We start from the raw sequence: 13,698 nt of genomic DNA on the forward strand, positions 1-13,698 counted from the left end.
TCTTAATACTCAACCATTAGGAAGTACAGGTTTACCATTACTCAGCAAGGGTTTCAATCATGATCATTAGTTATCGGGATACACAGGGTAAAACGGCTTCCTTTGCCTAGAGCACTAGCAACACGAATTTCTCCGTGGTGATCTTTAGCAATTCCGTAGGAGATCGACAAACCTAAGCCGGTTCCCTCGCCTACAGGCTTAGTGGTGTAGAAAGGATCAAACAACTTATCGAGTTGCTCAGCGGGTATACCTTTACCCGTATCCGTCACGCTTATTTCTAGCCACTCTCCTTTCTGTTGAGACTTAACTTTTATGATGCCTTGCTTTTCGATGGCATGGCTCGCATTGATCATTAAATTCAACAGCACTTGGTTAATTTGACCAGAGCAACAGTAGGTTAACGGTAAATTGTTAAGCTCTGTCCTAATTTCACAGTGATATTTCAACTCGCTATTCACAACTTTAAGCGTGGATTGAATACACTCGTTTAAATCACACATAGTAAACTGAGTCACGCTATCCACATGAGAAAAATCTTTTAAACCTTTAACAATATCCTTAACACGCTCCGTTCCCTCAATAGAATCCCGCAACAAGACATCCAAGTCCTCATTCATAAATTCAAGATCATATTGCTCAATGAGCTGATTAATTTTGAGCCGCTGTTCTTTTTGCTCATCTGCGTTTGTTAGCTCTATTAATACCGCGTACTCAGCCACTAAGTCACGGTAGTTTTGCCCATATGACTCTAATGTGTGGAGATTGCTCATAACAAAGCCTATAGGATTATTTATCTCATGAGCGACCCCGGCAGCCAACACACCTACGGATGCCATTTTCTCTGACTGTAGCAATTTCGCTTGAGCCTCTTGAATCTCTTGATTGGCCTGAGTTAACTGTGTGTTTTTATTCCTAATTTGCTGAGTGCGCAACTCAACTCTATCCTCTAATGATCGATTAAGCTCTTTAAGCTCGCTCTCGAATTGATCACGGCGGCTGCTTGCTTCGCGCAAGTTGAAGGCCATCGAATTAAAGGCTATTGCCACATCAGAAACTTCATCTTGGCCTTTGATCGGCAATTGAAAATCGAGATTGCCTTCAGATATTTTTTGAGCAGCAACACTGAGTACTTTCAGCTGATTAGTAAGGTATCCACCTAGCAGGAAAGAAAACAACGCAACAAGCCCCATCTCTACAACAGCAATAATGGCACTACGATTCTGCGCTTCAGCAATAGTCGTATTAATACTGCTGATATCAAGTCCTATCTCAACACGACCATAAATTACGCCTCCTTCACGAATCACAGCAAATGTATCGAAAACACCATCAGAAACCATCTCAACAGAGGTGTCTGCTAAGAATTCATAACTGAGGTGCTCTGCTTTCCCTCCTTCAGCAAATAATTGTTTATCAGGGCCTAAAACACGTGCATAAACCAGATCTGGATTAACTAACACGTCTTTGACAAACGCTTCAAGTGACGCCAGATCGTATGAAAGCACTCCATCCTTGGTGGTTGTCGCAAACAAGGTCGCTGTTGTTGCTGCGCGCTTTATAAGAGCGTCGTAATTGGTACTGCGAAGATAATCCAGAGTCATCGATACCAATAGTAATAGAAGCACTGCCTCAATTAAGGCAACACCCATAATAGTTTTAAGCCTAAGAGACAAGAGCAGCCCTCCCTATCACTGTTCTGTCAGTTACTTAAGAAGGTCATTCAATAATGTAATGTTCAGCGCTCTAACATCATCCCAATCAGCATTATCAGCTAATTCAATTCCCTTAAAATTAATTGTTTTTAATAATGCTCGACCTTCTGGATCATCATTCATGGTTAATAGTGCTTGTTTTAGTTTTTCAACAACATCAGAAGCAACACGAGGATGAACGGCAATAGCATGAGGCGTATAGGTTGGTGTGGTCCACAAAACACGTAACTGTTGTTTAACTTTCGGAGCGGCGTTATTAAAAGTACGCATAACACCTCCTCCTGCTGCAAAAAAGCCTCGCGCTACACCCAAATATACGGAGTCGTGCGAAGATACATATTTAGGTGTTATTTCCATCCCTTTTAACTGCATTTGAGCTCTAGGAACAACACTGGCGGCAAATGCAGCGGGAGATGGAAATGCCAACGTCTCACCGTCCAGCTCAGTCAATTCATTTAAGACGCTATCTTTACGCACAACCATAATGCCTTTAATACGTTTATTTTTTTGTCTAACTATCGCGTTATACCCAGGAACTTGGTGAAAAACCGTATAGTGATAAGGGTTCATATAGGCGATGTCATATTCCCCGGCAACTACGCGCTTTTCAAATGTAGGAATATCGTTAGCCGTACTGAAGCGAATATCCTCTCCTGTTTTAGCGCTTAAATAGGTAAAGATAGGCGTCCAGAGTCTGGCGAGCTTTTTGGCTGACTGCTGCGGGACAACCCCAAAGCTCATACTGTCTGCATTAACAACGGGGGTTGCCAAGAAAAACGAAAACGCTAACCAACAAGTACATATCAGTTTCATAACTTACATCCTTTTAATGTTTTGACTCATATTCATTAATCCATGCCAACACGTCATCTAATAACCCCCCAGTCTGTAGTAGCGATTGGTTTAGAGCGGGTTGAGTCTCTAGCGCACTAACACCCTGTTTTTGCGCCTGCCTAACAATTTTTGCTACGTGTAATCGACAAGAAAGTGATGTTACAACATCAGCATGTTCAGGCTTATTCTGATATAGAACAGCATTAGTAAACTCATTATCAAACTCCCAAAGCGCCAATAAGTAAGCACCAATGACACACTCGTCATCAAAGGGAATGTTACTGTTATTAGGTTTTTTTTGAATAACTGATAGACCTGCCATCAACATACCGACATTGTGTAACAGACCTAGTACAAAAGCGTTGTCCAACTCTATATTTGAACAGCCACACGCCTTTCCCAAGTCACGTGATATTTTAGCAACCTCCATTGACTCAACAAAAAGTTGCTCACATAAACGCTCATCAACCCTTTCGCTTTGCTTAAAAACACCAATACAAAGCACAATATTCTTAATAAGCTCAGTACCTAGCCTAACCACTACTGCATGAGCACTTGTGGCATGATTCAAAAAACCCATAAAAGAAGAATTTGCTAATTGCATTAACTTTGCCAAGATAGAGGGATCTTGACTTATAATTCTTGCGACTTCTTGCGTTTCTATTTCATCCTGTTTGAGATATTCAACCAGCTCTTGATAAACCTTTGGTAATACTGGAAAGTGCTCTATAGCACCAATCTGGTGACGGATAGCATGAGAAACAGGAAGTAAATGTAAGCATTGAATACGATGTAAGACGTTAATTATTGTTTCAAACTGAAAAGGCTTGGCAAGTAATATATGAGCAATATCAGCGACCTCAAATGCCACCTCGGGAGATGTGTCACCCGTTAGTAAGACCCTAACTGCTTCTGGTGATTTTTGCCCTACCGCATGCAAAAAAGTCGCCCCATCCATCTCGGGCATGCGTTTATCACTCACAACAACCCATGGATCAAACGTAGATACCATCAATAGTGCTGCTTCGGGTGAGTTACAACATTCAACCTGCCAGTCACGACAATGCAATCGCATACCTCGTTTCAATGCATTTAGGACATTGATTTCATCATCGACAAACAACACTCTTGGCTTATCCATTAATGTGCCGCTCCATTATTCATTTAGGAACATGGCTTAATTTAAATCAGAAAGCTCTACCTAATCTTTTAGCTTCCTTATTCAAAGAAAGTCTACATTTACACTTAAATCAACTTTTCATGGCCCAATTATTCGCCAGCCAACAGCTGTTGAATCATCGTTAGCAGTTGTGCGTTTTCAAAAGGTTTCTGTAAAACAGCATCAGCCCCGTATGCTAAAGCCTTGTTTAAACTGGTCTCATCTAATGCAGAAATAACAAGAATCCGCGTAGAAGCAACCTCTTGTGTCGCACGTACATAGGCCAATACATCAAACCCATCCTGGCCGGGCATACTGAGATCCAGCGTCATGACTGCCGGAGATTCTTTTAACAACATGCTACCCGCACGAAACCCGTCGGTTGCGATTGATGTATCATAACCCGCATGCCTTAGTACTCGTTGAATAGCGGTCGCGACAGGTAGCTCATCATCAACGATCAGTATTCTCTTATTGGCTTCTTTACTTTTAAAGCCTGAAGGAACGGGCATATCATATTCTTTTAGGAAGCTAATAAAATCTTCCTCTCTCACCCTATTATTCCCCCTACCCGGCAACTTAAAGCCTTTCAGTGCCCCACGATCTATCCAGCGAATTACCGTTCGCAAGTTAACATCGCATAATTTTGCTATCTCACCCGTTGTTAACGTTTTCATCCAAAATTTCACTCCGCTATGTATATAACAATAGTAGCAAATAAAACTAATAAGACAAATGTGACATTTATGACAACTAGTGCTTTACTGTAAGCATCACACTAACTCAGAAAGTATGGACAAGGTGGATCAGTACAAACGACTGTTGACACTCCCAGACAATCAAAGGAGTAACGTGCCATGAACAAAATAATGCTAATTGACGATGAACAACCCATCCTCAATGCCCTCGAACGACTGATAACACGTGCAGGCTGGCAAGTGAGTACATTCACCGATCCATTACTAGCTCTGCATTGTGCCCGCTCCACTACTTTTTCATTAGTCATTTCAGACTACCGAATGGCTACGATGAATGGTGCTGAATTTCTCAATAAGCTTAATAAAATTCAGCCTGACATATATAAGGTTATGCTCAGCGGGCAAGCCGGTGAAGAAGGCATTATTAGCGCCATAAACCAAGCAGGCATTCAGCACTTTTTAAACAAACCTTGGGATAGCCAACAGCTTTTATCCTTACTAGAAAAAGGTGTAAGCGAATTCGAACACCGCCAACAGGAGCAGGTTAAGCTCAATAAGACAACGCTCTCTAAGCAGGAAGTTAACGCCTGGTATGAAGAAGCATTAGAAAAGGATTCACCCGGTATTACTAACGTTCGAAGAAACTCGATGGGTTGGATTGAGTTAGACGGAGTGTAGAAAATACTTTCTCGCACGAATGATAAAAGCCGCTAATCTATAGTGAGTAATAATCTTTACTGCTCAGGGAATGGACAACTTAAGGAGTGAAATATGAAAGGGGTTATTTTTAATGTTTTAGAGGAAATGGTAGAAGAGCACTGTGGAATGGCAGTATGGAATGAAATACTGAATGAAGATTTATCTGGTGACGGGATTTATACCGCAGGCGAAAGCTATCCTGACGAACAACTCTTCAGTTTAGTGGAGGCTGTTTGTGCTCGCACTAAACTACCTATGGAAAAAGTTGTTGGTGACTTTGTCGAGTTTCTTTTCGCACAATTGGCAGCTAGGCATCCAGTTTTTCTAGAAAACCCAACTGACTTAAAAAGCTTTCTTAAAAGTATAGATTCGGTCATACACGTTGAGGTAAGAAAACTTTATGACAACCCAAACCTACCAGAGTTTGAATATGACGAACCTGACCCCGATATATTAGTAATGCACTATCGATCACCTCGTAAGCTTTGCGTATTAGCAGAAGGGTTAATTAGAGGTGCGGCTGCACATTACAAAACAAGCGTCGAGATAAGCCACCCTATTTGTATGCATAAAGGTGCTGACCGCTGCGATTTACATGTAAGGTTCCTACCATGAGTGACGATGTAAACCCCTACCAGCAAGCGCATGCTCGTGAAAAAGCAGCCCGCCTAAAAGCCGAAATGTTACTCGAAGATAAGTCTCGTAAACTGTATCTTCAAAAGCAAAAGCTTGAGGAAAGTTATGCCAGATTGCGCCAGCAAGAATCAGCGATGCTTCAAAATGAAAAACTCGCTACGCTTGGCACACTGTCAGCCGGCATTGCACATGAAATTAACAATCCCCTTGCTTTCGTATTAAGTAATATGGAGAGCTTGAATAATTACACTTTATCTTTCCAAAAATTGTTACGGCTAAATCAAGTCTTACTACAAACAGATCAAGTGCCAGAAGACACACGTAATAGCCTTGCCAAATTAATTGATGAAGAAGATCTCAGCTTCGTTAGTGAAGATATATCTGAGCTACTCAAAGATACTGGGGATGGGCTTTGTAGAGTCCGCGATATTATTAACAATTTGCGTAGTTTTTCACGTACTCAGAATACAGACCAAGTAGAAACAGACCTATTAGCAGGGCTTAAGAGCACATTGAAGTTGCTAGATAGCGAACTTAAAGGCAATGTGGACCTACAACTCTCTTTGCACGAATTACCAAAAACAATCTGTAACCCTAACGAGCTAAATCAAGTATTTCTTAACCTAGTCATTAACGCTAAACAAGCCACGGAAAACGCTAAAGATGCGACGGTTATCATTAGTAGTCGTTGCAAAAACGATACTATTTTCATTCGCATTCAGGACAATGGCTGCGGTATGTCAGATGATGTAAAAAAGCAGATATTTGTACCTTTCTTTACAACAAAACCAGTCGGAAAGGGAACCGGCATGGGCATGGCCGTTGCTTACGGCATCATAGCAGACCATCAAGGGAAAATAGTTGTGCAAAGTAAAGAAGGAGTAGGAACCATCTTTGAAATTCAGTTACCCGTTGTTACAGAGACACTTACCTAATTATATTAGGAAGTAACTCTGCACGAGTTGAAAAGCACACTTGCCATGAATATATTTCAACCTCTCCAGATCAGGCATGTTGTGCTTTTTTAAGCTCTTTAAGGTTGTAATCTATTTTATAAATCAACATATCTCGATCTACAGGTTTGCGCATCACTTCATGTACGCCCAACTTCATTGCTTCTTGAGCGCTTTCTTTATCCCCCGCTTTAGCCAAAACCAGTATTCTCGCATTTTGCAGTTCAGGATCATTCTTTATAGTATTGATAACATACAGCGGACTCATATCCGGCAACCTAAGGTCAATCATAATGATATCGGGTTTCCATGTACGCATCAGTTGAATGGCATGCGTTGCACTAGCAGACACTTGAGCACTGTAGCCAGCAGCATTGAGTGTATCCCTGATGTTATCTCTAATAGACGAGTCATCTTCTATCAGTAATATATTGCTATCAGTAAAGGTGACTGGCTCTGGATTTTCTAGTTTCTTTTTCTTCAATTGAGCAATCGCAGCAACATCTTGTACGGCGTTATGTAGCTGCTGCTGTGTTTCTTTTTGATGGTCAGACACGCCTTTAATCAAGTTGTTTTCTGTATGTTTGTCGATTAAAGATCCAATTTCGTTTTTTTGACCCTGTGGTAAAGAGCCCTCTTCAAAGATGCTTTCTTTCATCTTCTCCATGGAGAAGGAAACAATTGATAATAGCTTCTCATAGCTAGCTTCATTGAGCCCGTCTAAGACGTCTTGGCAATTAACAACTTGATCAAAATAATTACACAGGTCATCTAAACTAAACGAGCTTATAGCAGTAGGATCACGGTTATCTCGTACACGACGAATAAACCTTAAGCGCAGTAAAATATGGTAAGGGTCATATAATGGGCGGATTATAAAGTAGTCATCAAACACGTCTTTATTACATATAGAAAAAGCTTCTTTGAGCTCTTCACGACTACATAAAACAATCTTGCGATATAAAATGTTCGCAACGCATTGCTTGGAGCTGAGTAAGTGCAAATAACAGACTTCATTAGCTTGTAAAGTTTTAAGCCCCATTAAAAGCACATCAATTTTTTTATCGACAATAATCTTTAGAGCCTCTTCCTCACTTTTAGCAATGTGAAATTGTGGAAAATGACGTTTTATCAGATTGCATACGGTTCTGATCTCCTCAACGTCATCAGTGACCAGCAATACTGAAAACCGGCCTGAGCTTCCCATAGCGACTCCTGATATTCCCTATCGTGATTAAAGTACACTCACGCTATTAACAATGATATATCCTAACCTTAGCCTAAAACTATAAAATCGCACATTTGTGTTTCAAAACAACGACACTAAAGTCTATACGTGACTTTTTAATTAAGCATTATTACAAAGCTAACAAGCGGCATTGTTATCACCGTATCCCATTATTAAGTTAATAACCTGAACTTAAATCAAGTTTAGCGAACCCCTATACATATATTGAGCGATGAGATGCCTTAGGACTGCGTGCGTTGTTGGTACGCTTTGCGATATCGACTAGGAGATAAACCGAGACGCTGCTTAAACAACCTAAGCAATGAACTTTGACTACTATAACCAACACGCTCTACGACCTGTTCAATACTTAAACTAGTTGTCTCTAAAAGTAACTTTGTGTATTCAAGCCGAAGGTGCTGAAAGTAGTCAGATATACTCATATCATTGGCCTTTTTAAAGCGCCGTGACAATGTTCTTACGCTGACTGAATGCAGTCCCGCTAAACGCTCTACATCTAGTGGTAACGCAATCTCTTGTTGTAACCGGCTCTCCACTGCTAATACCAAGCTATCTTGATGGTCCGACTGGTTTTGCATAAAGAAGTATGGCGATGCGAAATTCTGACCTGCATCGATCAACATAGTGCGCGCACAACTCTGAGCGAGCTGTCGCCCCACTTGTTGCTCAACAATTTGTAACATCACACCTAAATTTGCTGTCATTGAGCCCGTAGTGAAAGTATTGGCATTTTTTACCAACAACTGATCCCCTCGCAACTTAACCGAAGGATATCGTTTGCTAAACAACTCAGTTAACCACCATGCCGTTGTGGCTTCATTTCCAGCAAGCACACCCGTTTGAGCCAATACAAAAACACCGCTGCAGTTAGCGGTAATTGTGACGCCCTTTTCTGCCTGTTGTTTTAACCAAGCACATTCTTTATCAAGCGCTTTAAGCTTGTGGAGCAAGGTATCCACATCATAATGATGAATGCCGGGGATGATAATTAAATCTGCATCACTCACTTCATCAAGAGTTGCGTCTGACATAACGCGCATTCCGTTGGAACACGTAATAAACTCCCCCGAAACCGACACCAAACGACACTGATAGAGATCTGACTCACCGCACTGCTGCTTCCATAGTGTATTGATGACATTGAACACATCAAATGGAGAGGTAACCCCAGAGGCTTGGCAGCCATCAAAGCCTAATCCGATTATTTTGTACATATTGGCCGACCCTGCACGTTTTATGACTACTTTATGACTGATTTTTAATGATCTTACAGGATAGACTAATAAACTCATCCAATAGAATAAAGTCAGTGGAGACAAAACATGACAGATTTATCCATCAGCCGATACCCTGTACCGAGTTTGGATAGCTTACCTGATGATATTCGGGAACGTATTTTAGCGGTTCAAGAAAAAGCACGCTTTATTCCTAATGTATTCCTAACGCTAGCACATCGCCCAGCTGAATTTAGAGCATTTTTTGCTTATCACGATGCGATTATGGAAAGAGAAGGCAGTACGCTAAGCCCTGCTGAAAAAGAGATGATTATTGTCGCGACAAGCGCAGCTAATGGCTGCCAATACTGTGTTGTGGCGCATGGTGCTTTATTACGTGTATTTGCGAAAGAGCCTTTATTGGCTGACCAGATAGCGGTCAACTATTTGCATGCACCCATTAGTGAACGTCAAAAAGCTATGTTGGCATTTTCTCTCAAGCTGTCTCGTACCCCAGAACGTGTACAAGACTCAGACTATGAAGCACTGAAGACACAGGGATTTGACGATGAAGACATTCTAGATATCACCGGAATTACTGCATTTTTCGGTTTATCAAACAGAATGGCGATTGTTACAAACATGCAGGCAAATACTGAGTTTTACACAATGGCACGTGAACCTAGAGCATAACTGCTTGTTTGCGAATCCTGATGTAGTTCAGGATTCGCAAGCTTTTCTTATACTGTGCGCTCAAGTATTTTATCGCAGATATAACCACCGATAGGTATCGCCGATGTAGCCGCAGGCGAAGGCGCATTACACACATGCAGACTACGCGGACTTTCCGCAAATAAGAAGTCATGAACTAACGATCCATCTTTCATCACAGCCTGCGCACGAATACCTGCAGGATAAGGCTGGAGATCAGCCACTTCTAGTGTAGGGCAGTATTTTTGAACAAGCTTAAGGTAACCCGGCTTCCAAAGAGAGTTCTTCGTTTCAACAATACCTGTCTTGATATGGCTTTTCAGCACACGCCAAAAACCGACAAAAGTCACCATATCCCATATATCGCGCAGACTGATATTAATACGGCCATAACCTTCACGCTTCCAACCTTGAACGGCGTTAGGTCCAACAGTCACACTACCATCAATCATTCGCGTTAAGTGAACGCCTAAAAACGGTAGGTCTGGGTCAGGAATAGGATAGATAAGATGGTTAACGATCTTATTGTGCTTAGCCGGTAACTGGTAATATTCACCTCTGAAGGGAATAATTTGAAAATCGGTAGGGATACCCAACATTTTGGTAGTTCGGTCCGCCATTAAACCAGAGCAAGTGATCAGGAATTTACCCGTAAAGGTTACCTTCTCATCATTATGAATCGCTTCAACGCTAATTTCGTCGGCACTCTCGTCAAGCCCCACGACTTTATGATTCAAGCGCGCATCTCCACCCATCTCGATGAAACGCTCGGCCATCTTAGTTGTTACTTGCTGGTAATTCACTATCGCCGTGTCTTTTACTAATATGCCACCCACGCCTATTATATTGGGCTCACGCACTTTTAGCTGCTCGGCATCGAGTAGCTCAACCGCAATATCATTTTGCTGGCAACGCTCAAACAAAGCATTCATACGTTCTAGTTCTAATGCATTTGTAGCAACTAATAGCTTGCCACATTGATCATAAGGAACGTCATTTTGCTGGCAAAACTCCATCGTAGCGGCCACACCCGCTTTACAAAATTTTGCTTTAAGACTGCCCGGCGCATAATACACGCCCGCATGAATAACACCGCTGTTATGGCCCGTTTGATGCTTGGAATATACGGACTCTTTTTCCAGTAGTAACACTTTTTTATCTGGGAAACGTTGCTGCATTTGCCATGCGGTAGACATACCAACTATGCCGCCACCGATAATAATATAATCGTATGTCATCGCAATTATCCTGCTACTACTGAAGTTATTTTCTTTAAAAAAAGACGGGCTAACATACGCTAGCCCGCCAAAGTATACCAGTGCCTATGTCACACGGTACTTACGAAACTCGGTTCTTAAAGTACTGCCCTCCACATAGGGCAGTACTTTACAAGAGAGGGTGAACTCTCACTAAATTAACAGTTCTTAGCGCGTAAAATGACCACGTTGGCGAAGCAATTCACGGCTTAATTCAGGATGTGCTGTAAACTTATCACGCCCGTGCAACCAGCAATGGTTTTGAACAACTAGCATTGATCCAACCGGTAAAGGAACGGCAATGTAATTAGGATCAGCTTCGATAGACTCTCCCATTTGGTAAAGGTACAAGCCTTCAGACATATTCTGTGGTTCAACAAACTGATCGATAAACGACATATGAGGCTTGCCGTTTATATCTTCTTCAAAGAAGATTGGGTGAGTAATTTTAGACTCAACATTTTTAGACTTTGGCGCACCCCAAACAAGGTCTTTTTTAGCTAATGGGTGATTATAGAATTTACCTAAGTCATCCCAATCATCCAAATGAAGTAGCAAAGACTCTCCACCTTCCATATGTGCTTCACCTAGCTTTTGCATCAGTACAAAGTCGGTGCGTTCATTTACATAAGTGCCATCGGTATGCAACTCCATACGACGATGAGCTTGGCGTAAGTAACTATCAGAATTATCTTCATTAAGTACAGTGAAGCGAGCGTAATACTTACCATACATAGAGTCATGGTTTGGCATGCCGATTAGGTGAGAAATAGCAGTAGATAGCTTAACCTCAAACTCTGTACGAAGTTCACCGGCCTCAATGTTAGGTTCACCTTCATATTGCAGCAAAAAAGCAGCCGTATCGCGGTTCTGCATGATCGAATTCAGACAACGTCCTAGCGTATTTTCAGTCAATACATCTAATCGATCAGCCGTGGCATATCGAAGAAAAGGCTTATATTCCAACGCCTGTACAGGCCATTGCGCCATTGCATCTGCAAAGCCTTGGATAACGTCACCGCTTAACGTAACAACTTGCAGACGCTGGCTAGCGGCATGCGGCTTAACCGTAAAACCTACCGGTACCAATGGGGATTCAACTGCACGCAATAGAGCTGTCATCTGCTTTTCTCCAAACTTAATATTATTTTATGCTACAACCTACGACTTAACGTCGACGAATTACAATAATGTCGACATTTTACTCTTTCGTCAACATTTATTTATATCATCTCGCTTAACTATTTCGACCTCTTCACTTAAAATATGCTTGCCACTGTGTAAATTCAGTCACTTAGCTGTGATTGAATCATTACGAAGTTGGCAGGCAAAACAGACCAATCCTCAAGGAGACGCAACATATTATGCAAGAAGTAGCCAACAGCACCGCCGACAGCAAGGATAATTTTGCGTCTCAAGTCATGGGCCAACTGAAGCAAGATATTTTGACGGGCTATTTCAAACCAGGTGAAAAACTACGTATGGCGCGATTAAAAGAGCGTTATCAAGTAGGTATAAGCCCTCTGCGTGAAGCACTCTCTCAGCTTTTGATAGAGCAACTCGTTATTGTCGAAAACCAGCGTGGTTTTCGGGTGCACCCTATATCAAAAGAAGAGATGTTAGATATCTATGAAACTCGTGCTTACATCGAAGCACTCTGTATCAATCTAGCGATAGAACGAGGCGATGATGAGTGGGAAGCCGGCATTTTAGCAGCGGCCCATAAAATGCGAAAATTCAGTACGCTATTAGAAAAAGAACCTCACGAGTGGGAACGACGCCATCAAGCATTTCACTCTGCTATAGCTGAAGGCTGCCAATCCCCAACGTTGTTACACGTACGCCGATCACTCTACGAAAAAGCCTCTCGTTACCGTAACCTTTGGCTGAAGAAAAACATGCTGGACAGTCAGATTTTTGATGCTAACCAAAAAGAACATGATAGCTTGATAGATGCGTTACTTAATCATGATGCAGGTAAGGCAAGAGAACTTATTAGAGAGCACCTATTAAGCCCAAGCCGTACCCTACTGACAACGGAAGGCTTTGAATAACGTTTAAACGTTAATAAATACCAACATCAAGGCCTGCTGCCATGGTCATCCCTAGCTCTTCACACTGATCTAAAAAGGATATTTGCCAATCACCACGACACACAAGTGGTGCTTGAATCCAAGTCCAGCGTAACCCCGTACAAATAGTTTCAACAGCCCGACAAGTACCGGTACCATCATTCCCTGCCCGCACATATAGCGCACATGGCAAGCCCTGCTTCACTTCTAGGCAGGGGTAGTAACAACGATCGAAAAAGTCCTTGAGTGCGCCACTCATATAAGCCAAGTTTTCTGTAGTACCCAAAATAATAGCATCGCAAGCTAAAACATCTTCAGGTGTGGTTTCCAACGGTGGAACCCAACGAGCTTGTACCTGCTCGATATCTGGATGCTGTGCTCCTTTTAAAACGGCCTCAACCATTAAACGAGTATTTTCAGAAGGGGCATGCGCAACAATCAATAATGTTTTCATATTTTTTTAGCTTCGATAAAGAAGCTTCTTTGCTCAAATAACCGTATTCAC

At 41.9% G+C, this 13,698-nt stretch carries 14 protein-coding genes; 5 read left to right on the forward strand and 9 right to left on the reverse strand.

All coding sequences use genetic code 11. The features are described 5' to 3' along the window. Positions 1 to 53: 53 nt before the first annotated feature. From G511_RS0109670 to G511_RS0109685, 4 genes are all read right to left on the reverse strand, one after another. Positions 54 to 1,673: a sensor histidine kinase gene (locus G511_RS0109670; RefSeq protein WP_028469452.1), complete on the reverse strand. Its 1,620-nt coding sequence runs from the start codon at positions 1,671 to 1,673 to the stop codon at positions 54 to 56. 30 nt (positions 1,674 to 1,703) lie between these two features. Further along, positions 1,704 to 2,525, reverse strand: a complete 822-nt coding sequence (locus G511_RS0109675) for a phosphate/phosphite/phosphonate ABC transporter substrate-binding protein (RefSeq protein WP_036551803.1) — start codon at positions 2,523 to 2,525, stop codon at positions 1,704 to 1,706. 13 nt (positions 2,526 to 2,538) lie between these two features. Continuing rightward, positions 2,539 to 3,687, reverse strand: a complete 1,149-nt coding sequence (locus tag G511_RS0109680) for an HDOD domain-containing protein (RefSeq protein ID WP_028469454.1) — start codon at positions 3,685 to 3,687, stop codon at positions 2,539 to 2,541. Positions 3,688 to 3,815: 128 nt separating this feature from the next. Beyond that, on the reverse strand, positions 3,816 to 4,382 hold the full coding sequence (locus G511_RS0109685; protein WP_028469455.1) for a response regulator: 567 nt from the start codon (positions 4,380 to 4,382) through the stop codon (positions 3,816 to 3,818). A 180-nt stretch (positions 4,383 to 4,562) separates the two neighbouring features. On the opposite strand from G511_RS0109685, the gene G511_RS0109690 reads away from it, so the two are divergent. From G511_RS0109690 to G511_RS0109700, 3 genes are all read left to right on the forward strand, one after another. Further along, entirely contained in the window at positions 4,563 to 5,081 is a 519-nt protein-coding gene (locus tag G511_RS0109690) for a response regulator (protein ID WP_028469456.1), read from the forward strand. Positions 5,082 to 5,174: 93 nt separating this feature from the next. Next, entirely contained in the window at positions 5,175 to 5,717 is a 543-nt protein-coding gene (locus tag G511_RS0109695) for a heme NO-binding domain-containing protein (protein ID WP_028469457.1), read from the forward strand. Next, the gene (locus G511_RS0109700; RefSeq protein ID WP_028469458.1) at positions 5,714 to 6,673 is read left to right on the forward strand and encodes a sensor histidine kinase; all 960 of its coding nucleotides are present in this window, start codon (positions 5,714 to 5,716) and stop codon (positions 6,671 to 6,673) included. Before G511_RS0109695 ends, G511_RS0109700 begins: the two co-directional genes overlap by 4 nt. Before the next feature lie 70 nt (positions 6,674 to 6,743). On the opposite strand, the gene G511_RS0109705 is transcribed toward G511_RS0109700, so the two are convergent. Beyond that, a complete protein-coding gene (locus G511_RS0109705; protein ID WP_028469459.1) occupies positions 6,744 to 7,898 on the reverse strand; it encodes a response regulator in 1,155 nt (384 codons plus the stop codon). A 263-nt stretch (positions 7,899 to 8,161) separates the two neighbouring features. Further along, positions 8,162 to 9,154: a GlxA family transcriptional regulator gene (locus G511_RS0109710; RefSeq protein WP_028469460.1), complete on the reverse strand. Its 993-nt coding sequence runs from the start codon at positions 9,152 to 9,154 to the stop codon at positions 8,162 to 8,164. Positions 9,155 to 9,262: 108 nt separating this feature from the next. Here G511_RS0109710 and G511_RS0109715 point away from each other — a divergent pair, with 108 nt between their 5' ends. Continuing rightward, a complete protein-coding gene (locus G511_RS0109715; RefSeq protein ID WP_028469461.1) occupies positions 9,263 to 9,847 on the forward strand; it encodes a peroxidase-related enzyme in 585 nt (194 codons plus the stop codon). A gap of 47 nt (positions 9,848 to 9,894) precedes the next feature. Here the strand turns inward: G511_RS0109715 and lhgO are convergent, their stop codons facing one another. Together lhgO and glaH are read right to left on the reverse strand one after the other, a co-directional pair. Further along, positions 9,895 to 11,103, reverse strand: coding sequence for an L-2-hydroxyglutarate oxidase (lhgO, locus tag G511_RS0109720; RefSeq protein ID WP_028469462.1), 1,209 nt, complete (start codon positions 11,101 to 11,103; stop codon positions 9,895 to 9,897). Between the two features lie 186 nt (positions 11,104 to 11,289). After that, positions 11,290 to 12,243: a glutarate dioxygenase GlaH gene (gene glaH / locus G511_RS0109725; protein WP_051221825.1), complete on the reverse strand. Its 954-nt coding sequence runs from the start codon at positions 12,241 to 12,243 to the stop codon at positions 11,290 to 11,292. A gap of 242 nt (positions 12,244 to 12,485) precedes the next feature. Between glaH and csiR the strand changes: the two genes are divergently transcribed. Then, positions 12,486 to 13,175: a DNA-binding transcriptional regulator CsiR gene (csiR, locus tag G511_RS22420; RefSeq protein ID WP_084629065.1), complete on the forward strand. Its 690-nt coding sequence runs from the start codon at positions 12,486 to 12,488 to the stop codon at positions 13,173 to 13,175. A gap of 10 nt (positions 13,176 to 13,185) precedes the next feature. On the opposite strand, the gene G511_RS0109735 is transcribed toward csiR, so the two are convergent. Beyond that, positions 13,186 to 13,647 carry a flavodoxin family protein gene (locus G511_RS0109735; RefSeq protein WP_028469464.1) on the reverse strand — a complete coding sequence of 154 codons (462 nt, stop codon included), beginning with the start codon at positions 13,645 to 13,647 and terminating at the stop codon, positions 13,186 to 13,188. Positions 13,648 to 13,698 lie beyond the last annotated feature (51 nt).

The sequence above is a fragment of the Neptunomonas japonica DSM 18939 genome, from assembly GCF_000422765.1.
GTDB lineage: Bacteria > Pseudomonadota > Gammaproteobacteria > Pseudomonadales > Balneatricaceae > Neptunomonas > Neptunomonas japonica.